Origin of the sequence: Bacillus sp. AFS098217 (assembly GCF_002551815.1) — a bacterium.
GTDB lineage: Bacteria > Bacillota > Bacilli > Bacillales > Bacillaceae_G > Bacillus_A.
Genome location: NZ_NVPR01000056.1, coordinates 36,805 through 60,748 on the forward strand (window position 1 = coordinate 36,805; position 23,944 = coordinate 60,748).

The window sequence follows — 23,944 nt, forward strand, 5'->3', positions numbered from 1 at the left end:
ATATGCTAAAAATGTGCGTACTTACATCATTCATTGTACTACTGTAGAATCTATTTTGTAATCAACTTACTATAAAAAAGCAAATTACGAAAAGGCGGTTATATAAATGGAACATACAAAAGAAGAAATTTTAAAAGCTTATCATTTTAGACACGCATGTAAAGAATTTGATGTAAATAAAAAAATCTCTGATGAAGATTTTCATTTTATTTTAGAAACAGGTCGACTTTCTCCAAGTTCATTTGGCTTTGAACCTTGGAAGTTTGTTGTGATTCAAAACCAAGAACTGCGCAATAAACTACTACCTGTAGCATGGGGCGCTCAAAAACAATTACCAACAGCAAGTCACTTTATAGTCATATTAGCTCGCAAAAAAGAAGAGATGCTTTATAACTCTTCCTATATTTCAAATTTCATGAAAAATATTCAGCAGCTTCCCGAGGAAGTAGTAACAATGAAACGTGGCTTTTATAAGGAGTTTCAAGAATCTGATTTTCAATTATTAGAAAGCGACCGTGCAATGTTCGATTGGGCTTCTAAACAAACATACATCGCTCTTGGTAATATGATGACTGCAGCTGCTCAGATTGGTATCGATTCTTGTCCGATCGAGGGCTTCCATCAAGAAAAAGTTACTGCGATTTTAAAAGAAGAAGGCATTATTTCAGATGATACATTTGGCGTTTCTGTTCTCGCTGCTTTTGGTTATCGCGCGGAAGAACCAAAACATAATAAAACTCGTCAAACAATGGATAAAGTTGTGGAATGGACTAAATAGATAAACGCCTTCCCTATTCATAATAGGATTAAAAGATGTCTACAAAAGACATCTTTTTTCATTTCCAAAAGTGCGCTTGTTCACAGATAAAAATTACGCCATTCCTTATACTATATATACATCAATTAAAAAACCGACATACCTCCCCTCTTTTTAGGTGGGAGAGCATCTGTCCATGCATAGAAGCGGTCAGTCAAGGCCTTTTTCTACCACATGCGAAGNNGCAGGGATTTAGATGTCGAAAAATTAAAATGGATTTATATATAGAAAATATCTCTTGCATTTTCATCATATTTACATTCAAAATAAGGGATAGACTGCTTTAAAAAGAAAGGTGATTGCTGTGACAAATCGTACGGCATTATCAAATGATTTAAAGGAATTACTTGCATCTGTTGAATATAAAATGCAAATCAATAAAGGAAGTTACATTTTCCAAGAAGGAATGGAGGCAAAAGAACTCTATATCGTTCGCTCTGGGAAAGTACAAATTAGTAAAATTAGCGCTGATGGACAGGAGTTAACACTTCGCATTTGTTCAAAGGACGATATTATCGGAGAATTAACATTATTTACGGACAATGCAAAGTACTTATTAAATGCAAAATGCCTAGAAGAGGTTGAGGTTGGCGTAATTAGACGGGATGCTTTAGAAAAAGCATTGCTGCAAAAACCTGCTCTTGCATTTGAATTTATGAAATGGATTAGTGAACATCTGCGTAGAATGCAAACAAAATTCCGTGATTTAGTATTACATGGAAAAAAAGGTGCCCTTTATTCTACATTGATTCGCATGACAAATAGCTATGGCGTCTTAAAAGAAAATGGCATCCTTATCGATCTGCCTTTAACAAACCAAGAACTTGCCAATTTCTGCGCAACTTCACGTGAAAGCGTAAACCGTATGTTAAATGATTTAAAAAAACAAGGGACGATTTCTATTCATAAAGGAAAGATCACAGTTCATGACTTACAATTTTTAAAATGTGAAATTTCTTGTGAAGACTGCCCTTCCTCTATTTGTAGTATTGAGTAGCCTCTCTATTTGAGATGCTGCTCTTTTTCTTTTTCTTTCTCCTTTATCCTACATGAAAAACACATTTTGTAATGTGAAAAAGACCACACTTTTGCCAAAAAAATATTGTGAATCTAATTTTTGACAATCTGTTGAACTGTGATAGATATCACATCTCTATTTATTCCGTCCTCTTATAGTGAGAGTAAGAAAAAGAGACGCAATAAAGGAGTGAACAGTATGAAAAAGAAACCTTCAGCACTAATGAAACGTTTAAAATATTTTTCTCCAATAGATCGCTATAACGATAACCATACACAAGAAACATACGAAGATCGTGAATGGGAAAACGTATATCGAAAAAGATGGCAACACGATAAAGTAATCCGTTCTACACACGGCGTCAACTGTACTGGCTCTTGTAGTTGGAATATTTACGTAAAAGATGGAATCGTCACTTGGGAAGGACAAGAATTAAACTATCCATCTACCGGCCCGGATATGCCTGACTTTGAACCACGAGGATGTCCGCGCGGAGCAAGTTTTTCTTGGTACATTTATAGTCCGCTTCGCGTGAAATATCCATACGTACGCGGCGTCCTGTGGAATATGTGGAAAGCAGAACTTCAAAATCATAAGTCACCATTAGACGCTTGGAAAAGCATCGTAGAAAATCCTGAAAAGGCACGCACATATAAAAGTGCGCGCGGTAAAGGCGGATTCATTCGTGCTAGCTGGGATGAAGTATTACAACTTGTCGCTGCTTCCTTACTATATACAGTAATCAAATATGGCCCTGACCGAAATGTTGGTTTCTCTCCAATTCCGGCCATGTCAATGTTAAGTCATGCCGCTGGTAGCCGCTTTATGCAGCTTATGGGTGGACCTATGCTTAGCTTCTATGATTGGTACGCTGATTTACCACCAGCTTCCCCGCAAATTTGGGGTGATCAAACAGATGTGCCTGAAAGTAGTGATTGGTACAACGCTGGTTACATTATGACATGGGGTTCAAACGTACCAATGACGCGAACACCAGATGCTCACTTCTTAGCCGAGGTCCGCTATAAGGGAACGAAAGTTGTTTCAGTAAGTCCTGACTTTGCTGAATCTACAAAGTTTGCCGATGATTGGATTAGCGTCAAGCAAGGTACAGACGGAGCGCTTGCAATGGCAATGGGACACGTTATTTTACAAGAGTTTTACGTAGACAAACAAGTGGAATACTTCATAAATTATGCGAAGCAATATACGGATTTCCCGTTCTTTGTCACACTCAAACAACAAGGGGACCAATTCGTTGCAGATCGTTTCTTAAACGCCAATGATATTGGACGCGAAACAAAACTTGGTGAATGGAAACCTGTTCTTTGGAATGATAACACAAACGATTTCGCTACCCCACATGGCACGATGGGCTCACGCTGGGATAACGAAAAGAAATGGAACTTACGTTTAGAAGACGAGCAAACTGGCGAAAAAATTGACCCACGTCTTTCACTACTTGGTATGGAAGATGCTGTTGGAACTGTACAAATTCCATACTTCTCTGATGATGGAAACAAAGTATTAGAGCGTACAATTCCAGTGAAAAAAATTACAACGCAAGACGGCGACATTTTCGTTACAACTGTATACGACTTAACGTTAGCAAACTATGGCGTGAACCGAGGTCTTGGCGGGCAAGAACCAAAAGACTTCAATGATGATGTTCCATTTACACCAGCATGGCAAGAAAAAATAACAGGTGTAAAACGAGAATTGATTATTCAAATTGCTCGTGAATTTGCCCAAAATGCTGTTGATACAAATGGTCGTTCGATGATTATTGTCGGCGCTGGTATTAACCATTGGTTTAACTCAGATACGATTTACCGTGCTGTTCTGAACCTTGTTCTTCTCGTTGGTGCACAAGGTGTAAATGGCGGCGGCTGGGCGCATTATGTAGGTCAAGAAAAGTTACGTCCAGCAGAAGGTTGGCAAACCATCGCAATGGCAAAAGACTGGCAAGGTCCACCAAAACTGCAAAACGGTACATCTTTCTTCTATTTCGTTACAGATCAATGGCGCTATGAAGATACACCAGTCGGTCACCTAGCCTCGCCAGTTGTTGGTAACTCAAGATATCAACATCACGGTGATTATAATGTGTTAGCTGCTCGACTTGGCTGGTTACCTTCTTATCCAACATTCGAAAAGAATGGCATTGAATTATATAAAGAAGCAGTCGCTGCTGGCGCAACAACGGGGGAAGAAATCGGAAAATATGTTGCACAAAAATTAAAAGAAAAAGAACTTAAATTTGCAATTGAAGACCCTGATAACAAAAATAACTTCCCGCGCAATTTATTTGTATGGCGCGCGAATTTAATCTCAAGTTCTGGTAAAGGACACGAATATTTCTTAAAACATTTACTCGGTACAACAAACGGATTATTGAACGATGATAGCGATTCATTACGACCAGAGGAAATAAAATGGCATGAAGAAGCACCTGAAGGAAAGCTAGATTTACTTATCAACTTAGATTTCCGTATGGCCGGAACAGCTCTTTATTCTGATATCGTCCTTCCAGCTTCAACTTGGTACGAAAAACACGACTTAAGTAGTACAGATATGCATCCGTTTGTACATCCATTTAATCCAGCCATCGGTTCACCATGGGAAGCACGCTCTGACTGGGATATTTTCTGTTCCCTTTCTAAAGCAGTCTCTGATTTAGCAACAGAACTTGATCTTGAGCCAATGAAAGAAGTTGTAGCAACACCGCTTCTTCATGATACACCGCAAGAATTAGCACAGCCGCTCGGTCAGATTAAAGATTGGAGCAAAGGCGATTGTGAACCGATCCCTGGAAAAACAATGCCACAAATTCATGTTGTAGAGCGGGATTATAAAACGATTTACGACAAAATGACTGCACTTGGGCCAAATGCCGGAAAACAACCAATTGGTACGAAAGGGATTTCCTGGTCAGCAGAAAAAGAATATGAACAATTAAAGAGTCGATTAGGCGTTGTTCGTACTGATTCTATCGCAAAAGGATGCCCTGACATTACAGAGGCAATCAATGCTGCTGAAGCAGTGTTAACTCTTTCTTCTACAACAAACGGTCATATGGCTGTAAAAGCTTGGGAGGCTCTTGAAAAACAAACAGATTTACAACTTCGTGATTTAGCGGAAGAACGCGAAGAAGAATGCTTTACATTCGAGCAGATTACAGCGCAGCCAAAAACGGTAATTACTTCTCCTGCATTTACTGGTTCTGAAAAAGGCGGACGCCGTTACTCACCATTTACAACAAATGTTGAGCGTCTCATCCCTTGGAGAACGGTAACCGGACGACAATCGTTCTATTTAGATCACGATATGATGAAAGAATTTGGTGAAACAATGGCAACATTTAAGCCAATTCTGCAGCATAAACCGTTCCGTAAATCACGTCCTGAAGTAGAAGGAAAAGAAATTACGCTGAACTATTTAACACCGCATAATAAATGGTCGATTCATAGTATGTACTTCGATTCCTTACCAATGTTAACACTGTTCCGCGGTGGTCCAACTGTTTGGATGAACAAAGATGACGCTGCTGAAGCTGGCGTTAATGATAATGACTGGATCGAATGCTTTAATCGAAACGGCGTTGTCGTAGCACGCGCTGTTGTAACGCACCGTATACCAAGAGGAATGGCCTTTATGCACCACGCACAAGATCGTCATATTAACGTACCTGGTACAAATTTAACAAGTAACCGTGGCGGAACACATAATAGTCCGACTCGTATTCATGTCAAACCAACACATATGATTGGAGGATACGGTCAATTAAGCTACGGTTTTAACTACTACGGTCCAACTGGAAATCAACGTGACTTAAATGTCGTGATCCGCAAACTGAAGGAGGTAGATTGGCTTGAAGATTAAGGCGCAAGTCGGAATGGTAATGAACTTAGATAAATGCATTGGCTGCCACACTTGTAGCGTAACATGCAAAAACACCTGGACGAATCGTCCAGGTGCTGAATATATGTATTTCAACAACGTGGAAACAAAACCTGGTATTGGTTATCCAAAACAGTGGGAAGATCAAGAAAAATACAAAGGCGGCTGGGAATTAAAGAACGGTGAAATCCAGCTAAAATCCGGATCCAAAATGAAACGTCTCATGAACATTTTTCATAACCCTGATCAACCTACAATTGATGATTACTTTGAACCTTGGAACTATGATTATGAAACATTAACAAACAGCCCGCAGCGAAAGCATCAGCCTGTCGCTCGCCCAAAATCAGCAATTACAGGAGAGTTTATCGACAAAATCGAGTGGGGACCAAACTGGGAAGATGATTTAGCAGGCGGACATATAACAGGCTTACAAGATCCGAACGTTAAGAAAATGGAAGAAGATATTAAAACAGATTTTGAAAACGTCTTTATGATGTATCTACCTCGCATTTGCGAACATTGTATGAACCCATCTTGCGTCTCTTCTTGTCCATCTGGCGCTATGTATAAACGTGAAGAAGATGGGATTGTTCTTGTCGATCAAAACGCATGCCGCGCTTGGCGATTCTGTGTATCTTCTTGTCCTTATAAAAAAGTGTATTTTAACTGGCAAACAAATAAAGCAGAAAAATGCACAATGTGCTTTCCACGTATTGAAGCTGGTATGCCAACGATTTGTTCTGAAACATGCGTAGGGCGCATTCGCTATATCGGCGTTATGTTATATGACGCGGACAAAGTAAAAGAAGCTGCTTCCGTTCAAGATGAAAAAGATTTATATGAATCTCAGCTGACTGTCTTCTTAGATCCAAACGATCCAGAAGTAGCAGCAGAAGCAAAAAAACAAGGTATTCCGGAAGAGTGGATTAAAGCGGCTCAAGAGTCACCTATTTATAAAATGATTATCGATTGGAAAATCGCTCTGCCTCTTCACCCTGAGTACCGAACAATGCCAATGGTTTGGTATATCCCGCCACTTAGTCCAATTATGAATATGGTGGAAGGAAAAGGAAGTAACTGGCGAGCAGAAGAAATCTTCCCTGCTATCGATAATATGCGAATTCCGATTCAATATTTGGCTAACTTACTCACTGCGGGAGATGAATCTCACATTCGTCTTACATTGAAAAAAATGGCTGTTATGCGGACTCATATGAGAGCATTACAAATTAATAAAGAACCGGATGAAACTGTATTAAAAAACTTAGGCTTAACGAAAGAAGATGTAGAAGATATGTATCGCCTTCTTGCGATTGCAAAATATAAAGACCGCTTTGTTATTCCTACGTCTCACCGTGAACAAGTCGCAGATTTATATAGTGAACAAGGAAGCTGCGGCCTTTCCTTCGCCGGTGGTCCAGGTTCTTGCATGACACTCTCTTAAACTAAGGAGGTAACAACTATGAAACAACGTTTACAAACTGCTTTTTCTTGTGCTTCCTTCCTTCTCTCCTATCCTGAAACAGGATGGAGAGAAGCTTTATCAGAACTGCAAGAAACAATCGATACCATTACGCATGAAGAAATTCACACGCTGCTTACAACTTTTATTAAACAAGTGCAAGAAAAAACAGACGATCAACTCATCGACTCTTATATATACACATTCGACTTCGGAAAAAAGACAAATATGTACCTTACTTATATGAACACAGGTGAACAAAGAGAGCGTGGGATTGAATTACTAGAATTAAAACAACACTATCAAAAGGCGGGATTTGCAGTAACAGACAAGGAGCTTCCTGATTACTTACCACTTCTACTCGAATTTCTAGCAAATGCCAATGAAGAAGATAGTGAGCCAATTATGAGTAAATACACACAAAATATACAAGCTTTGCATGGACAGCTAAAAGAAGCAAATTCTATGTATGAACCAATTGTCGCTTCCATCCTACTTGCTATCGATGCATGGGGATTACAAACGGATTAGAAAGGAGTGTTGTAAACATGATGGATCAATTTTTATGGGTGTTGTTCCCCTATATCATTCTCGCAATCTTCATTGGTGGGCACATTTTCAGATACAACTATGATCAATTTGGATGGACATCAAAGTCTAGTGAACTATTAGAAAAGAAAATGCTCCGAGTTGGGAGTTTGCTCTTTCATTTCGGGATTATGTTTGTCATAGGCGGACATGTTATGGGTATTTTAATCCCAGAATCTGTGTATAGCTCACTCGGTATTTCGGAACATACCTATCATATAATGGCCATTGGCTTCGGGCTTCCAGCCGGGATTGCTTCTATCCTTGGATTATTCATTTTAATGTACCGCCGCTTTACAGTAAAACGCATTATTGCAACAAGTACGAAGGGAGATTATGTAGCTCTCATTCTACTATTCGTTGTCATGTTAGCCGGACTTTCTTCTACCTTTTTAAATATTGATTCAAAAGGGTTTGATTATCGTACAACAATTGGCCCGTGGTTCCGCAGCCTCTTCATTTTCCAGCCGAAAGTGGAATATATGGCGGACGTACCTCTTTGGTTTAAAATTCATATCATTGCAGCGATGGGACTTTTTGCAACGTGGCCATTTACACGACTTGTACATGTTTTTAGCGCCCCTGTAAAATACTTACACCGCAGCTATGTTATTTACCGAAAACGCATGCCAGTGCAAATAAAAAAATAATCCTTCAGGGGATTATTTTTTTATTTATACATACCAAAATAACTTTACATACCAAGAACTGAATCCGTACTATTTGTATTCGGCACAGGCTGTTGAATATTAGACGTATTTCCACTTAAAGGAGCATTTATATTTGTTCCTGTTTGTGTTCCTATTTGTGCTCCTGCTTGTGTTGTTCCCCTCGTAAACGTCGTTGTGACTGTATCACCTGGCTGTAAGCAAAGATTCGTCGCTGTTCCAATTACCGTTACAACATCAATGCAAGTCGATCCAATTGCTCCGCTATATGTTTTAGATGCAACAAATGAGGTGTCTCTCAAATTATCTCCCGTAAATAGATTTCCGTAATTATTTACAATTACAAATTCTTTAATATTAGCAGGCATACGTACTCAACCTTTCTTTTATCGACCTAATGCTACCTCACTCGTTTCTACTGGTGGAAGAAATTCTGGTGTTCTAGGTGTAACCGGCGGCTGACGTTGTCCATTTAAAAAATTAGCTATACTCGATCCACCAGATCCAGCAAATGTTTTTTGTACAGCTACAGGTGAAACATTGTAATAATCACCAACATTCACCGCTCCTGTATTATTTATAATTTTTATCTTACGAATTCGCGCACTCAATTCACCTACCTCCTTTTGTACACTGTATGCACAAAAAAAAAACTTGAAACAGACACGTTTCAAGTTTTTAAACAAATTATTTGATTTCCCCTGCATACTGCAGCATACCGCCGACCATATTCACTGTTTTAAATCCTTGTTCATTTAAATAGTGGCATACATTTTCACTGCGCATTCCTGATCGACAAATAAAAATATATTCATTTTCCTTATCAAAGAAATCCACTTTATTTGGGATATCTCCCATTCTAATATGTACAGCTTCTGGAATTTTCCCTTGCGCCACTTCCTCATCTTCACGTACATCTACTAAAAATAACGTTTCTCCATTTTCTAAACGTTCTTGCACTTCTTCTGTTGTAATTATTTTTACTTCTGTCATATGTCTTTCCTCCTTATATACATTGAAACTCTAAGTAGTACATTTCTTCTTTACTCACCAATTTTAGCATGCAGACAAAGGAACGCAAAGAATTGAAGCGCTCCTTTGTCCCATTCTTTCTCAACCTTGCTGCAAATCTCTCTTCTTTACAAATCATGCTTTCACATTGTATCCTCAATATACCTGTTTGACGAAAGGAGTCGATTGAAATAACACTTTTACTTTTCTTGATAGGCCTTATTTTTGTTATTCTCGCAATCATTACGCTTAGCATGAAGAAAAATTACAAGAAGCTATCTTTTCAAGAAATATCATTCCTATTTCTATTGCTCGGTATAGCTTTCTTTGGAGTATGCATTTCCACATATATTTTCCGTTTAAAAGTTGTATAAAGAAAGGTGCTTGTTGCTGACTTCGCACCCTTTATACAAAACTAGATATCTTCCGATTCAAAAACTCATACACTTTCTTTTCAAATAAATGAACGTCTAGCACTCCAGCCATATGCCCATTTATACTTTCAATCTCATAAACCTCTGCATATTTCCCTTGCGTTTGCAGTATATCTACCATCTTATAGTTATAACGCGGTGGTTGCAGTAAATCTTGTTTACATGGAATCATCAGTACATTAGCCTCTATTTGCGAAAGAGCCTCATCTAAAGAAGAAAAACCATGTGCAATATCATGTAATAACGTCGCTTTTGCCATATACATCCATGAATTTGCATCCACAAAAGCAATGTTTTGCAGTGTCAATTCATTTATATTTTTCTCAAATGATGTCAGTGTAGCAAATTCTTTATAAGGTGCTGTTTCTGCATGATTACGCGGAAATGTCCTTTCATAATAATGCGCATCAAAAGCACCCATAAACATCATTTTCCTAGCTAAATACAGCCCCTGCGTTGGTTGCTTATCACCATAGTTTCCATTATTCCACTTTGGATCCAGCTGAATCGAATCAATCGCATTTTGCAATACATTCACTGATGTTATAACCGGATTTTCCGGATTCGTAATCACTCCAATCATCCGCTCCACCATATGTGGATAATGAACAGCCCATTGCTGTGCAATCATCCCACCAGCTGACGGCCCCATTACGGCATGCAGCCTTTCAATTCCCATATCTTTCACTAACTCATATTGTACACGTGCCACATCTAAAAATGTAAATACAGGAAAATCCATTCCATATTCAAAACCTGTTATTGGGTCTACTGATTTTGGTCCTGTTGTAATTACGTAAGGATTTTTCACTTGTACATTGCAAAGGTTATCGGTACATATGACAAAATATTGATTTGTATCAATTGCTTTCCCTGGTCCAATTAGCCCATCCCACCAACCTGGTACAGGATCTTCCTCTTTATATTTTCCCGCCGCATGACTTGTTGCACTAAAATAATGACAAACTAAAATGGCATTTGATTTCTCTCTATTTAATCTCCCATATGTTTCATATCCAATTTGGACAGGTATCTTCCTGCCGTTTTCAAAGGTGAATTCTTTCAATTGGAACCTTTCTTTTTTTACATCTTGCACAAGCTTCTCCTCCCTCACTATAGTTTTAAAAAATTACCCACTAAAGAGGTTTTTTCCCTAGAAAATCATTCTCCTGCTTCTTTTCTGAAATAAGTGCATAATATACAAAATCGTCCACAAAATAACATTATCTTACATCACCAAAGAGGGAATACATATGATTTGGAAATGGTTACGAAAGAAAAAAAAATCAAAAGAACAAACTGCTAATGTAAAGGCAAAACAAAAAAACAAACTAGAAGATAAAACGCAAGATATGAAACAGCCTAAGAATAAACACGAGCCAAAGAAGGATAAGCAACTATCTGTTCAGGATGCAAAACAAGCAGCACAAACCAATGGCAAACAAAAACAGTCTGCTTACACCGCGAAACATGAGGCGCAAACACAAGACAAGCAACAACAGTCTGCTTACACTGCGAAACATGAGGCGCAAACACAAGACAAACAACAGCAATCTGCTTATGCTACGAAACATGAGAAGCGGACACAAGACAAACAACAGCAATCTGCTTACGCTACGAAACATGAGGCACAAACACAAAACAAGCAACAGCAACCAGCTTACGCTACGAAACATGAGGAGCGGACACCAGACAAGCAACAACAATCTGAGAAAAACAATAGTGGTAACAGCATTTATAACTTTAGTAAACCAGAACAAGAACATGTTCATTCTCTGCAAGATTTACTAGACAAGTTAAAAGCATCTAGTGATTTTGTGAGTTACCATACGTCAGATGATGAAACGATGCCCTATTGGATTTCCTATTATCGTCCGTCACTTGATGGAGAGAAATTACAGAAGTATTTAATGCCCGCACTATTAGAGCGAACCTGTTCTTCACTTGAGGAATTGAAGGAACATATTCCAATGAGCGGCGTTACCATCACAAATGACCTGCAAAAAATTGAGGATATGGTTCTAAAAGGACACGCCATTGTCCAGCTACATAACCAAGATCAAAAGTGCATACTAGCAAATATTGCTATCGATAATTACCGAGCTCCAACCGTTCCACTAAATGAATCGACAGTCATTGGTCCTCAAGAGGGATTTGTAGAAGATATTGATACCAATATTAACCTAGTACGTAAACGCCTTCCGGTGTTAGCGCTACAAACAAAGGAAGTTATCATTGGAAAATTCTCTAAAACAAAAGTTGTCATGATGTATTTAGAGAATCTGGCTGAAAAAGAAAATGTTGATTATTTAGAAGAATCGCTTCGTATAATTGAATATGATCAAATTAACGACAGCTCTTATATTCAAGAATTGATGGGAGAAAAATCAATCTTCCCATTATTTATTAATACAGAACGTACAGACCGAGTAACAACCGCATTAATTGATGGGAAAATCGCTATTTTTGTAGATGGTTCACCGAACGTCTTACTCACTCCTGTTTCATACTTTGACTTTTTCGTTTCACCAGAGGATTATAACGTATCTTGGCTTTACGCTACGTTTTCAAGATTTTTACGACTTATCGCTGTTCTGTTCTCTATCTGTGCGACACCATTATACGTTGCCATTTTAAGTTATCATTACGAATTAATTCCAAGCGATCTGCTAGAAACATTAATTTTATCAAGGGCACAAGTTCCTTTTCCTCCTTTGATAGAAGCTATCTTTCTAGAACTTGCTATTGATTTGCTTAGAGAGGCCGGGGCTAGACTGCCAATGAAGGTAGGACAAACTCTTGGTATTGTAGGCGGTATCGTAATTGGACAAGCATCTGTTCAAGCAGGACTAACAAGTAATATTTTATTAATCATTGTCGCTCTATCCGCATTGGCTTCTTTTATCACGCCGATTTATAAGATGGGGAATGCAGTTCGCTTACTACGATTTCCATTCCTTTTATTTGCAGAACTAGGTGGTCTATTAGGAATTTCGTTAGGCTTTACCCTTTTATTTACTCATCTATTCAGACTTTCTTCTTTACGGAAACCATTCGCACTCATTTATCCAGCAAGACAACAATCATTAAAAGATTCTTGGATTAGATTACCGTTATCCATGATTGATACAAGAGATATTCAAGCACGGCCACAACATGTAAAAAAATCAGCAAAAGGAATCTCAACAAAACATACATCGGATTTTGATGACTAAGAAGAGAGGTGCATCTATGAGTAAAATTAAAACAGAATATCAAATTTCTCCCATTTTCGTCTTCTTCTTAATTCATAGTGCACAATTTGGTGCCGGGGTTCTTGGATTCGCCCGTATCATTGCCAAAGCTGCAGGATACGATGCTTGGATCGGTGTTCTTATTACAGGAATTTTCATCCAAATTCTCATATGGATGATGTATTTCTTATTAAAGGATAGCGAAGGTAACTTAATCGATTTGCACAGGAAAACCTTTGGCAAATGGCTTGGAAATGGAATTAGCGTGATCTTTATAGCTTATTTTTTCTTATTAAGTGTTACCGTTGTTCGAACATACGTTGAAATTATTCAAGTATGGATGTTTCCCACTGCTTCTACTTGGGTGTTAACATTCTTTATATGTTTAGTAGGCTATTACATCATTTCATCAGGATTCCGTGTCATTACCGGTATTTGTGTCATCTCTATCACTGGAACATTAGGATATATTTTCCTCAGCCTATTCATCCTAAAATACGCTCGTTGGGACAATTTGCTACCTATTTTTTCTCATTCATTTAACGACATTTTAAAAGCAGCTAAATTATCCGTCTACAGTATGACTGGTTTTGAGATTTTTCTTATGATCTATCCATTTGTGAAAGACCCTAGAAAATCTCATAAATTCGCACAATACGGTGCATTATTTTCTACCTTTTTATATTTATTTAGTACAATTTTAGCCTTTGCATTCTTTAGTGAAAAACAGTTATCAAAAACCATTTGGTCTCAGCTTTCTATGACCCAAGTCATTAATCTTCCATTTATAGAACGGTTAGAGTACATTGCGATTTCCGGATATGCTCTTGTTATTCTTACAAGTGCTATTCTTCCTTTATGGGCAGCTACTAGAGGCACTCACGAAGTCTTTCATGTAAAACAAAGAAAGATTTTGATTACTTTTATGTTCATTACAATTATCATTTCACACCTGTTAACAAATAGGCATGATATTAATGACTTTATTAGCTATATATCTAAAACTAGCTTTTGGCTTATGTATATATACATCCCAATCTTATTTCTTATTGTGTGGGTGAAAAGAAAATGGAAAAAATCAAAAGAAAACTAACGCTCCTTTCTTGTATTTGTCTACTCAGTCTGACTGGCTGCTTACCCAAAAATATTGTCGATGATATTCAGCTTATTCAAGGAACTGTTTTTGATATAGAAAAAGATAATAAAATAAAAGTGACTTTTGTTTGTCCCGTTCAGAAAAAAGGAAATACAGTAGAAGTCTTTGAAGGAACAGGGAATGCATCAAAACAAGTAAAAGCTAATACTTCTTTACAGTCTTCTCGCCCGTTTGCAAGCGGACAAATGCGCGTTGCTTTATTCACGACAAAACTCGCTAAAAAGGGATTATCTACTACTTTTGATACGCTGATTCGTGATGTGAATATTGGAAACTCATTGTATATAGGATTATTAGAAGGAAAGGGACTCGATCTGCTAAAAGGAAAGTATTCAACAGCTTCTAATGTGGCTATTTATATAAAAAAAATGTTAGAACATAATATGAAAGCCGGCCCTTTACCTACAGACAACTTACATTTAGATGCATTTCGCTATTACCGTACAGGCCAAGATTCTTATTTGCCTATCCTTAAAAAAAGTAAAGATAAGATTAAAATTACTGGTATTGGCCTTTTAAAAAAAGATAAGTACGTTGGAAAAATTGATTACAAAGATATGTTTGTTTTTAAAGGGTTACTAGAAAAACATCGGCTAGACTCACAAGAGTTCAAAGTCGATTCTGGATATACAATTATTAACAATATCCATTCCACTCCTACTTACCATTTAGATATAAAGAAGGGTAAGCCCTCTTTTTTGATTACAGTAAAACTAGATGCACGCATTCAAGAAATTTCAAAACAAATTAATTTAGAAAACAAAAAAAACACGAAGAAAACCGCGAAATCCGTTGAAAAACAGTTGGATGCTACGGCTGCAAAGCTCATTAAACAATTTAAGTCTTTAGATGTTGATCCTCTTGGACTTGGAGCTAAATTTAGACAAAACTATCGCCCATTCAAATTAAAAGAATGGAAAAAAATGTACAAAGATGTACCTATTACCGTTAAATATAAAGTAGATATTACAAATTCAGGAGTCATTGAATAAATGAAAGCAAACATATACACCATCCACAAAATGTAAGATAAAGATTGAACTCCTCTCTCAAGCGTGATACAACGGAGAGAGGAGTTTTTTATTACTTATATAGAGAAAAAAGATATTTACGGGGGAGCTTATGTCTACAAAATTAGTAAAGCCTATTTTAAATGGGATTTTATTTCTCGGCGTCTTTTTATTTGCTCATACATACTTAAAAAATGTTTCTTTCACCCGCTATTTACTTATTGTCATACCAACGCTACTTGTTGGAATGTTTGGTATTGATCTCGCTTTATCATTTTTAATAAAGAAAGAGGAGTAGCGAACGAGCATCTTATATCATATACAATGTTCTTTTTATCATTTTAACCGAGAAGACCCCTACCTCTAAACGAAGTGAAGGTGGGGGTCTTCTCCTCGATATAGGAAGAAAGTGGCTATACCTTTTCTGTTTTCCTCGGAAGACAGAAGGAGATCGTCTTGCCTAAGGACACTACTGAATTCCTAAATCGTTGTATCCTTTTTGTTGAACAAGAGGAATTGTTTTTGCGAGGGCAGAAACACTAGAATCCCCCACCTCAAGCTCATATAGAGGTAGGTGGGGATAAGTTCAATAAACAATCTCCTTATGTTACAATGAAACTCGTCACAAAGTAAGAAAGGATGAAACAACATGACTAATGAAAAAGGTTTAGATAAAGGATATGAACTCGTTGCAAAAATGCACGAGGTATTCGGACACCCTGTTACAGATGTACCAACAAAATTAACAGAAGAGCGCGCAAAAATCCGTGCGAGCTTTATGCAAGAAGAACTGGAAGAATTTTTAGAAGCAACGACTGTGGAAGACCAATATGATGCGTTGATTGATCTTATTTATTTTGCATTTGGAACGTTTGCGGAAATGGGAGTACGTCCAGATAAAGGTTTTGAAATTGTAAACAATGCCAATATGGCAAAACTATTCCCTGATGGAAAACCACGCTTCCGTGAAGGAGACGGCAAAATTCTAAAACCAGAAGGCTGGCAAGCACCAGAACCACAACTTCGAGCTGAAATTGAGCGTCAACGTCAAGAAGCCTTAGCTAAAGCGGAAAAATAATATGACATCAGCTGCTAGGAATATTCCAACAGCTTTTATTTGTACGTCTCATTTTTTCGAAGCGTCAGTATATGATGAAAAAGGAGCTATCTTTCTATATAGATAGCTCCTTTTCCTTATTTTTTCTTCGGTTCTGTCGGTTGACTTTGTTTAGCGAAATTAGATGAATCATCGAAATTCGGTTGTTTTTTACCAGCATTATTACTTCTGCCTTTTCCCATATGTAACACCTCCTTACTCTTACTATTCCCAAATAAAAAATCCCCTTGCGCGCAAGAGAATTTTTTAATATGTTTTTGATTTCATTAATACCCCATATGTCCTGCTGCTCCTGCCGAAGTCCCTGTTCCACTATGCCCAGTTTGTTGACCATGATGATGTTGTTGACCATGATGATGTCCGTGGTGATGCTGATGGCCATGATGATGTTGGTGACTATGGTGACCATGATGACCGTGTTGATGTATTTGATATAGAACAGCCTGCGGGTGAACTGGATGGTGGCCATGATGATGTCCGTGGTGGTGCTGTTGACCATGGTGTTGTGCATGATGTACATGGTGTGGCTGTTGACCATGGTGTTGTGCATGATGTACATGGTGTGGCTGCTGACCATGGTGTTGTGCATGGTGTACATGGTGTGGCTGCTGACCATGGTGTTGTGCGTGGTGCACGTGATGTACATGATGGGCAGGTGGATACCCGCCTGCTACAACACCAACTCCTGGTACAGGGAATCCTGTAGGTACACCTCCTACAAAAGAAGGAAATGTAGTTGGTGCGCCTGCAGGCACTCCTCCCGGTACTCCTGCCTGCATTCCTGTTGGCACACCTGCTACAGATGTAGGGACTGGTGCTCCTCCAGTAAACGAAGGCATTCCCGCTTGCGCTCCTGCTACAGATATAGGCATTCCTCCTGCTGCCCCTCCAGCAAGCGAAGGCATTCCCATTTGTGCTCCTGCTACAGATGTAGGCATTCCTCCTGCTGCCCCTCCAGCAAGCGAAGGCATCCCCATTTGTGCTCCTGCTACAGATGTGGGCATTCCTCCTGCTGCCCCTCCCATCCATGTTGGGATCCCGCCATATCCTGGCTGGCCAAATCCCCCCATCATCATTTGTGCATAGCCACCTTCCCCACTACCTATCATAAAGCCATGCGGCGCATTATTATCCATCCCTTTCATTTCTTTCACCTCTTCTTCACAATTTAGCCTACCTTTTTTATCATATTTCACATAGAAGAATAGGTGTTTGTCTATGCTTGAATTCCGCTCTTTTTTCAGTTGTCTCTAAAAAAAGAGCAGCCCTCTTCTCGTAAGGACTGCTCTTTCTTATTAATTTGCAACGATATTAACAAGTTTACCAGGAACAACAATTACTTTACGAACTGTTTTCCCTTCAATTTGCTCTTTAACTGCCTCGATAGCAAGTTGTTCCATTTCTTCTTTTGATGCATCTTTTTTCGTTTTCAGTTTCGCACGAACTTTACCCATAACTTGAACAACGATTTCAACTTCATCTTCTACAAGTTTAGACTCATCGAATGTTGGCCAGCTTGCATATGTGATTGTTTCATTGTATCCAAGCTTTCTCCAAAGTTCTTCCGCAACGTGCGGTGCAACTGGTGCGATCATTTTCACAAAGCCTTCTACATATTCTTTCGGAAGTGTTTCTGCTTTATATGCATCGTTGATGAACATCATCATTTGCGAAATTGCAGTGTTAAAGCGTAGCTCTGCATAGTCTTCTGTAACTTTCTTCACTGTTTGGTGATATGCTTTTTCAAGCTCTTTATTAGGTGCATCTGTGATTTTCTCACTTAGTTCACCGTTATCTTGAACGAATAGGCGCCATACACGGTCTAAGAAACGACGAGCTCCATCAAGACCATTTTCAGACCAAGCGATTGAAGCATCTAATGGTCCCATGAACATTTCGTAAAGACGAAGTGTATCTGCACCATGGCTCGCTACGATATCATCAGGATTTACAACGTTACCTTTTGATTTACTCATTTTCTCGTTGTTTTCACCTAGGATCATACCTTGGTTAAATAATTGTTGGAATGGCTCTTTCGTTGGAACCACACCGATATCATATAATACTTTATGCCAGAAACGAGCATATAGTAAGTGAAGTACAGCGTGTTCTGCACCGCCGATATAAATATCAACTGGAAGCCATTGTTTTACTTTTTCAGGATCGACAAGTGCTTCGCTGTTGTTTGGATCGATGTAGCGTAGGTAGTACCAGCAGCTACCTGCCCATTGCGGCATTGTATTTGTTTCACGACGACCTTTTTTACCAGTCTCAGGATCGACAACATTTACCCACTCTTCAATATTTGCAAGTGGTGATTCACCTGTACCAGATGGACGAATGTTTTCTGTTTTTGGAAGAACTAATGGTAATTCTTCTTCTTTCACAGCTGTCATTGTGCCATCTTCCCAATGGATAACTGGAATTGGCTCACCCCAGTAACGTTGACGGCTGAATAACCAGTCACGAAGACGGTATGTTACTTTTTGATTTCCTGCACTTGTTACTTCAAGCCATTCAATCATTTTTACAATTGCTTCTTCTTTATTTAGACCATCTAGGAATGCTGAATTTACGTGTGCGCCATCACCTGTATGTGCTTCTTTTGTGATGTCTCCACCTTTTACAACCTCTTTCATAGAAAGGTCAAATGTTTTTGCAAATTCGTAATCGCGCTCATCATGAGCTGGAACTGCCATTACAGCACCTGTTCCGTAAGTAGCAAGTACATAGTCAGCGATCCAGATTGGTAACTTCTCACCGTTTACTGGGTTAACTGCATAAGCACCAGTGAATACGCCTGTTTTTTCTTTTGCAAGTTCTGTACGCTCTAAATCACTTTTCGCTTTTACAGAATCAATGTACGCTTCCACTGCTTCTTTTTGATCCGCAGTTGTAATTTCTGCGACAAGTGTATGCTCTGGAGCAAGTACGCAGTAAGTTGCACCAAACAGTGTATCAGGACGCGTTGTAAAGATTGTAAATTTCTTATCTGTACCGTCGATGTTGAAGTGTACTTCTGCACCTTCAGAACGACCGATCCAGTTGCGCTGCATATCTTTTAAGCTTTCTGGCCAATCAAGCTCATCTAGATCTTCAAGTAGGCGATCTGCATATGCAGTGATTTTTAGCATCCATTGTTTCATCGGACGACGCTCAACAGGATGTCCACCGCGCTCACTCACGCCATCGATTACTTCTTCGTTCGCAAGTACTGTACCAAGTGCTGGGCACCAGTTTACAGGGATTTCATCTACGTAAGCTAATCCTTTTTCAAATAGCTGTAAGAAGATCCATTGTGTCCATTTGTAGTAGTTTGGATCTGTTGTATTTACTTCACGGTCCCAATCATAAGAGAAGCCTAATGCTTTAATTTGATTACGGAACGTGTTAATGTTTTTCTCTGTAAATTCTGCTGGGCTATTTCCAGTATCAAGTGCATATTGCTCTGCTGGAAGACCGAATGCATCCCATCCCATTGGATGAAGAACATTATATCCTTGCATACGTTTCATACGAGATAAAATATCCGTTGCTGTATATCCTTCTGGATGTCCTACGTGCAAACCAGCCCCTGATGGATATGGGAACATATCTAGTGCATAAAATTTTGGTTTTTCTGTCTCATCTGGCGTACGGAATGTTTTATTCTCTTCCCAATACGCTTGCCACTTCTTCTCAATTTCTTGATGATTAAAGCTCATGAGATACCCTCCATTCAAATTGTATTTATTTTCACCGCCTAAAATACAAAAAACCTCTCATCCCTAGAAAGGGACGAGAGGTTATAGATTCCCGCGGTACCACCCTAAATTAATGTAATAAAGAATGTTCAAAACGTCCGGTAAAGATCGCTACCCGATTTCTTTATCCTTCTTTTTGAACAAGCACTAATATACATTCGCTTAGATCCGTAACGTGGATAAACGGCAATTGCTACTTCATTTCACAACTGCAACTCAAAGGCGAGTTCATAACGAAACGTGGATTGACTTGCACCAACCGTCAACTCTCTAAACCAGCTTCTATTACTACTACTCCTTCTCACTGTTATTATACATATGAGTTATTTAAAATATATTCTAAAACATGTTACATGTTCCGTCAAACTAAACTGCAATTTTTTCTTCGACTGTTTCTTCAACTTTGACTTGTTTATCATAAATACTTGTTGCGATAAGCGCTACTACAAGCATTACCATGATTGCAATAAACAATACTTCCATATTGTATAAGTCAACAATCGCTCCGCCGACAACTGGTCCAAACATTTTACCAACAGTCGCCGCACTATTTACAACACCTTGATAAAAACCGAGCTTATCCTTTGGTGCAAGAATGTTCGCAATCGTCGGAACTGCTGGCCATACGAATAATTCACCAATTGTTAATGTCACCATCGCAACGAGGAACATTGTAAATTGCTGCGCTTGGCTTAATACGATAAATGACACTGCAAAAATACCGATTCCAATCATAATTTGTTGTTTTAAAGAACGTTTCATCGCACGAATAATCATACTTATTAATGGCTGCGCACAAACAATCATCGCCCCGTTTATCGTCCATAATAAACTATAGTGACGAAGGCTAATATTTAACTCTTGCATATACGTTGCAATCGCACCTTGCCATTGTACATATGTAACCCAGCATAAAGCATATGCTACACATACGATAAGAAGTGCCTTGAATCCCGGTGTAAGTGACCAACCTTTTTTCGTTTTTTCTTTTACTTCTACACGCTTATCTTCTTTATCTTCCATACCACGGAATCCAATAAAAGCAATTAAAAAGAAAACAAAGTATAAAATAAAGTTCGCTAAGAAAATATAATCAAATCGATAAGAAGCAACTAGACCACCGCATGCCGTCCCAACAGCAATCCCGACGTTTTGCCCAACATACATCGCATTAAATGCTCTTCGGCCACCTTCTGGCCAAACCGTTCCGACCATCGCATACATCGATGGAAATACCATTCCAGAACCAAATCCAATTAACGCAAGCCAAATAACATAAACTGGCCAGCCATGGAAGAATACAAGACCAAAAATCGATAATAGCGTAATGACAATGCCAACTAAAATTGATTTATATCCGCCCCACTTATCAAATAAAACACCACCGAGTAAATTTCCGATTACACCAGTAAGTGAGTTAATCATCAATACCATTCCGGCCATAGATAATGATTTTCCTAAGTGATCATGTAGATAAATTGTATTAAAAGGCCATAAAAAAGAAGCACCCGTGACATTAATAATCATCCCGGCTACTAATAGCCATACTTTTCTTGGCATAGTTTCCCCCTCCTATTCTGTTGTTTTTCGTTCTATCTATAACAGTAAAATTGTAGTCTTTTTTAAATAGGAAGGCAACTGATTAATAGTTGGTGAAATTCAGATAATGAGATGTAGACTATATAAACACAAATTAAAAAAGCGATATAAAAACCCTCTTTTTTTAGGCAGGCGAGAGCATCTGGCCTCGCATAGAAACGGTCAGGGCCTCTTCCTGCCACATGCAAGGTTTAAAACAAAAGGAGAATGCAGGTAGCGATCATGGTGTATTCTCCACGGCAGTGACTTATCTGTCGAAAAATTAAAATGAATATATATAAAACCCACATCTACATAAAGAGGTGGGTTTTAGTTCACGCTTTACAGCATTGGGAGAATACACTGAAGTTTCATCCCCCTTATAAATCACGTGATTTAAATGTACGAATCGCTATAAAAATAGCTGCTAACACATATAAAACAGCATAAACAATCATCATGTTACTCGGTGTTGAAATACTGCCGAACACTCCTTGTGAGGCGATTGATAAAGGATTGTCTCCTGAATCAAATAAATAGATTGTCATTTTACGATACATCGTATCAATTGGGAATAAAAGGCTTGCGATTATGCCCATGTTTACAAGTGCTGTTTTTTGTGCCAATGTACCGATTTGTTCAACAAATCCACCAATAAATCCAGTTCCGTACAAAATAATTAACACAATGCCAGCATTTAATGTCGCCATGCGCGTGCTTAGTAATATCGCGATGCTAATTAAAATAACGGGCTGTAACAAGAAAAGAGCCAATGCTTTTATAATTTGCGTGGCCGTGAAATCTAAATGAAACGTACTCCCTCCCATTGTTTGATGGATGAGCACGATACTTATAAATAGAAAGGCTGCGTACGCAATTAGTAAGCAACATAAGCCGATCCATTTTCCCATTAAAAAGGAAAAGCGTGAAATCGGTCTCGTTAGCCACGTATCAATTTGATGACTTTCAATTTCATTTGCAATACTGCCAACGCTGCTTAAAATAGCTAACAACGCAGTAATAAATGAAGAAAAGTATAAACCCACTCCAAGAAGCTGTGTAGAAATAAAACTTTTGTTCATAAAATCTTGAGTTGCCGAAAGACCGCTAGATTCTCCTGGAAGGATTTCACTGACAGCGTAATGAATGGCTACTCCATAAAAAATTAAAAAGACAAAAGTCATACATAACGTAATGGTAAAAATGCGCTTTAACAGAATTTCTTTAAACGATAACTTGGCGATTGTCCACATGCTGCGTCCCCTCTTTCTTATTTACCCAGTACATAAACACATCTTCCAAATGCGGGTGAACCGGATTTAACTGATACACAGGAATATGTAGTGATACAAATGCTTCTAACAATCTAGGAATATCATCTTCTTGTTGTAACGTGATAATCCACCGTTTACGATTTTGCTGTTCTTCTATCTTCCTTACGTTTTTAATAAACGAAGGCAATTGTTCAAAAAATAATTCGCTCTTTTCGCCAAGTGTTACTTCAACTTCTGTTTGAATCATCATTAATGAGCGCCAATCTCCTTGTACAACTAACTCTCCCTTATTAATAATCGCCACGTGATCACATACATGTTCAATTTCATTTAATAGATGGCTGTTTAAAAATACTGTCTTCCCTTGTTCACGAAGCTCTTCCATTAGATGACGCACTTCTTTTCGCCCAATTGGATCAAGTGCTGATGTTGGCTCATCTAAAAAAATCAATTCTGGATCAGAAAGCAGGGCACAGGCAAGTCCAATACGCTGCTGCATTCCTTTTGAATAACCGCGAATTTTTTCTTTCTCCCTTCCCTTTAGACCTACTTTTTCAATAACCTCATTCATTTTTGCTTTCCGCTCTCGAAAAGGAAGATCACATAATTTCGCATGCGTTTCAAGCAACTGCCAACCAGTCAGCCAATCAGGATAGCGAAACAGTTCAGGTAAATAGCCAATACGCCGTTTTGATTCTATTGTCCCAATCGGCTGTCCTAACATTTGCGCCGTTCCGGAATCTGGATGAATTAAGCCAAGCATCGTTCGCACAAACGTACTTTTTCCTGCACCGTTAGGACCTATAAATCCGAATACAGTACCGCGCGGCACATCTAATGAAATGTTGCGGATACCGCCTTTTCCGTTATATTGTTTTGTTAAGTTCTTTGTTTGTATAATCCAGTCTTCGTTCATGTTTTACCCCCGCCCC

General features: G+C 38.6%; 21 protein-coding genes and 1 other annotated feature. Of the genes, 12 read left to right on the forward strand and 9 right to left on the reverse strand.

Annotated elements, in window-relative coordinates:
* Positions 1-106: 106 nt before the first annotated feature.
* The 6 genes from COO03_RS15590 to narI all read left to right on the forward strand — a co-directional run bounded on the left by COO03_RS15590 (position 107) and on the right by narI (position 8,438).
* On the forward strand, positions 107-778 hold the full coding sequence (locus COO03_RS15590) for an NAD(P)H-dependent oxidoreductase (protein WP_097898033.1): 672 nt from the start codon (positions 107-109) through the stop codon (positions 776-778).
* A 343-nt stretch (positions 779-1,121) separates the two neighbouring features.
* A complete protein-coding gene (locus COO03_RS15595) occupies positions 1,122-1,814 on the forward strand; it encodes a Crp/Fnr family transcriptional regulator (protein WP_097898034.1) in 693 nt (230 codons plus the stop codon).
* A gap of 219 nt (positions 1,815-2,033) precedes the next feature.
* On the forward strand, positions 2,034-5,717 hold the full coding sequence (locus COO03_RS15600) for a nitrate reductase subunit alpha (protein ID WP_097898035.1): 3,684 nt from the start codon (positions 2,034-2,036) through the stop codon (positions 5,715-5,717).
* Positions 5,707-7,182, forward strand: coding sequence for a nitrate reductase subunit beta (narH, locus tag COO03_RS15605; protein WP_097898036.1), 1,476 nt, complete (start codon positions 5,707-5,709; stop codon positions 7,180-7,182). The genes COO03_RS15600 and narH overlap by 11 nt, the downstream gene beginning before the upstream one ends.
* An 18-nt stretch (positions 7,183-7,200) precedes the next feature.
* A complete protein-coding gene (narJ, locus tag COO03_RS15610) occupies positions 7,201-7,731 on the forward strand; it encodes a nitrate reductase molybdenum cofactor assembly chaperone (protein ID WP_097898037.1) in 531 nt (176 codons plus the stop codon).
* A gap of 17 nt (positions 7,732-7,748) precedes the next feature.
* Positions 7,749-8,438 carry a respiratory nitrate reductase subunit gamma gene (narI, locus tag COO03_RS15615; protein WP_097898038.1) on the forward strand — a complete coding sequence of 230 codons (690 nt, stop codon included), beginning with the start codon at positions 7,749-7,751 and terminating at the stop codon, positions 8,436-8,438.
* Positions 8,439-8,482: 44 nt separating this feature from the next.
* On the opposite strand, the gene COO03_RS15620 is transcribed toward narI, so the two are convergent.
* The 3 genes from COO03_RS15620 to COO03_RS15630 form a co-directional block, all read right to left on the reverse strand.
* A complete protein-coding gene (locus COO03_RS15620) occupies positions 8,483-8,824 on the reverse strand; it encodes a hypothetical protein (protein WP_097898039.1) in 342 nt (113 codons plus the stop codon).
* An 18-nt stretch (positions 8,825-8,842) separates the two neighbouring features.
* On the reverse strand, positions 8,843-9,067 hold the full coding sequence (locus COO03_RS15625) for a spore germination protein (RefSeq protein WP_097898040.1): 225 nt from the start codon (positions 9,065-9,067) through the stop codon (positions 8,843-8,845).
* 76 nt (positions 9,068-9,143) lie between these two features.
* A complete protein-coding gene (locus tag COO03_RS15630) occupies positions 9,144-9,449 on the reverse strand; it encodes a rhodanese-like domain-containing protein (RefSeq protein ID WP_097898041.1) in 306 nt (101 codons plus the stop codon).
* 209 nt (positions 9,450-9,658) lie between these two features.
* Here COO03_RS15630 and COO03_RS15635 point away from each other — a divergent pair, with 209 nt between their 5' ends.
* Positions 9,659-9,841: a hypothetical protein gene (locus COO03_RS15635; RefSeq protein ID WP_097898042.1), complete on the forward strand. Its 183-nt coding sequence runs from the start codon at positions 9,659-9,661 to the stop codon at positions 9,839-9,841.
* 31 nt (positions 9,842-9,872) lie between these two features.
* Here COO03_RS15635 and COO03_RS15640 read toward each other — a convergent pair whose 3' ends face one another.
* On the reverse strand, positions 9,873-10,997 hold the full coding sequence (locus COO03_RS15640) for an alpha/beta fold hydrolase (RefSeq protein ID WP_097898043.1): 1,125 nt from the start codon (positions 10,995-10,997) through the stop codon (positions 9,873-9,875).
* A gap of 157 nt (positions 10,998-11,154) precedes the next feature.
* On the opposite strand from COO03_RS15640, the gene COO03_RS15645 reads away from it, so the two are divergent.
* The 5 genes from COO03_RS15645 to COO03_RS15665 all read left to right on the forward strand — a co-directional run bounded on the left by COO03_RS15645 (position 11,155) and on the right by COO03_RS15665 (position 16,378).
* On the forward strand, positions 11,155-13,116 hold the full coding sequence (locus tag COO03_RS15645; protein ID WP_097898044.1) for a spore germination protein: 1,962 nt from the start codon (positions 11,155-11,157) through the stop codon (positions 13,114-13,116).
* Between the two features lie 16 nt (positions 13,117-13,132).
* On the forward strand, positions 13,133-14,227 hold the full coding sequence (locus tag COO03_RS15650) for a spore germination protein (RefSeq protein ID WP_097898045.1): 1,095 nt from the start codon (positions 13,133-13,135) through the stop codon (positions 14,225-14,227).
* Positions 14,203-15,282 (forward strand): Ger(x)C family spore germination protein, encoded by a 1,080-nt coding sequence (locus tag COO03_RS15655; protein ID WP_097898046.1) that lies wholly within the window; start codon positions 14,203-14,205, stop codon positions 15,280-15,282. Before COO03_RS15650 ends, COO03_RS15655 begins: the two co-directional genes overlap by 25 nt.
* A 130-nt stretch (positions 15,283-15,412) precedes the next feature.
* Positions 15,413-15,598, forward strand: a complete 186-nt coding sequence (locus COO03_RS15660) for a hypothetical protein (protein WP_097898047.1) — start codon at positions 15,413-15,415, stop codon at positions 15,596-15,598.
* A 351-nt stretch (positions 15,599-15,949) separates the two neighbouring features.
* Positions 15,950-16,378, forward strand: a complete 429-nt coding sequence (locus COO03_RS15665) for an HAD family hydrolase (RefSeq protein ID WP_097898048.1) — start codon at positions 15,950-15,952, stop codon at positions 16,376-16,378.
* 305 nt (positions 16,379-16,683) lie between these two features.
* Here COO03_RS15665 and COO03_RS15670 read toward each other — a convergent pair whose 3' ends face one another.
* From COO03_RS15670 to COO03_RS15690, 5 genes are all read right to left on the reverse strand, one after another.
* Positions 16,684-17,562, reverse strand: a complete 879-nt coding sequence (locus COO03_RS15670; protein WP_306620541.1) for a VrrB protein — start codon at positions 17,560-17,562, stop codon at positions 16,684-16,686.
* A 150-nt stretch (positions 17,563-17,712) separates the two neighbouring features.
* The gene (gene leuS / locus COO03_RS15675; RefSeq protein ID WP_097898049.1) at positions 17,713-20,121 is read right to left on the reverse strand and encodes a leucine--tRNA ligase; all 2,409 of its coding nucleotides are present in this window, start codon (positions 20,119-20,121) and stop codon (positions 17,713-17,715) included.
* A gap of 66 nt (positions 20,122-20,187) precedes the next feature.
* Positions 20,188-20,474, reverse strand: a binding site (T-box leader).
* A 52-nt stretch (positions 20,475-20,526) separates the two neighbouring features.
* The gene (locus COO03_RS15680; protein ID WP_097898050.1) at positions 20,527-21,720 is read right to left on the reverse strand and encodes an MDR family MFS transporter; all 1,194 of its coding nucleotides are present in this window, start codon (positions 21,718-21,720) and stop codon (positions 20,527-20,529) included.
* Between the two features lie 398 nt (positions 21,721-22,118).
* Positions 22,119-22,991 carry an ABC transporter permease gene (locus COO03_RS15685; protein WP_097898051.1) on the reverse strand — a complete coding sequence of 291 codons (873 nt, stop codon included), beginning with the start codon at positions 22,989-22,991 and terminating at the stop codon, positions 22,119-22,121.
* Positions 22,963-23,928 carry an ABC transporter ATP-binding protein gene (locus COO03_RS15690; protein ID WP_097898052.1) on the reverse strand — a complete coding sequence of 322 codons (966 nt, stop codon included), beginning with the start codon at positions 23,926-23,928 and terminating at the stop codon, positions 22,963-22,965. Before COO03_RS15690 ends, COO03_RS15685 begins: the two co-directional genes overlap by 29 nt.
* Positions 23,929-23,944: the final 16 nt, after the last annotated feature.

Excerpts from the sequence above, each read along its gene's own strand:
- COO03_RS15680 (WP_097898050.1), bottom strand. The coding sequence starts at position 21,720 with ATGCCAAGAAAAGTATGGCTATTAGTAGCCGGGATGATTATTAATGTC.
- COO03_RS15650 (WP_097898045.1), top strand. The coding sequence starts at position 13,133 with ATGAGTAAAATTAAAACAGAATATCAAATTTCTCCCATTTTCGTCTTC.
- COO03_RS15660 (WP_097898047.1), top strand. The coding sequence starts at position 15,413 with ATGTCTACAAAATTAGTAAAGCCTATTTTAAATGGGATTTTATTTCTC.
- narJ (WP_097898037.1), top strand. The coding sequence starts at position 7,201 with ATGAAACAACGTTTACAAACTGCTTTTTCTTGTGCTTCCTTCCTTCTC.
- COO03_RS15630 (WP_097898041.1), bottom strand. The coding sequence starts at position 9,449 with ATGACAGAAGTAAAAATAATTACAACAGAAGAAGTGCAAGAACGTTTA.
- COO03_RS15600 (WP_097898035.1), top strand. The coding sequence starts at position 2,034 with ATGAAAAAGAAACCTTCAGCACTAATGAAACGTTTAAAATATTTTTCT.
- COO03_RS15645 (WP_097898044.1), top strand. The coding sequence starts at position 11,155 with ATGATTTGGAAATGGTTACGAAAGAAAAAAAAATCAAAAGAACAAACT.
- COO03_RS15670 (WP_306620541.1), bottom strand. The coding sequence starts at position 17,562 with ATGAAAGGGATGGATAATAATGCGCCGCATGGCTTTATGATAGGTAGT.
- COO03_RS15690 (WP_097898052.1), bottom strand. The coding sequence starts at position 23,928 with ATGAACGAAGACTGGATTATACAAACAAAGAACTTAACAAAACAATAT.
- narI (WP_097898038.1), top strand. The coding sequence starts at position 7,749 with ATGATGGATCAATTTTTATGGGTGTTGTTCCCCTATATCATTCTCGCA.
- COO03_RS15665 (WP_097898048.1), top strand. The coding sequence starts at position 15,950 with ATGACTAATGAAAAAGGTTTAGATAAAGGATATGAACTCGTTGCAAAA.
- COO03_RS15655 (WP_097898046.1), top strand. The coding sequence starts at position 14,203 with ATGGAAAAAATCAAAAGAAAACTAACGCTCCTTTCTTGTATTTGTCTA.
- COO03_RS15590 (WP_097898033.1), top strand. The coding sequence starts at position 107 with ATGGAACATACAAAAGAAGAAATTTTAAAAGCTTATCATTTTAGACAC.
- COO03_RS15620 (WP_097898039.1), bottom strand. The coding sequence starts at position 8,824 with ATGCCTGCTAATATTAAAGAATTTGTAATTGTAAATAATTACGGAAAT.
- leuS (WP_097898049.1), bottom strand. The coding sequence starts at position 20,121 with ATGAGCTTTAATCATCAAGAAATTGAGAAGAAGTGGCAAGCGTATTGG.
- COO03_RS15685 (WP_097898051.1), bottom strand. The coding sequence starts at position 22,991 with ATGTGGACAATCGCCAAGTTATCGTTTAAAGAAATTCTGTTAAAGCGC.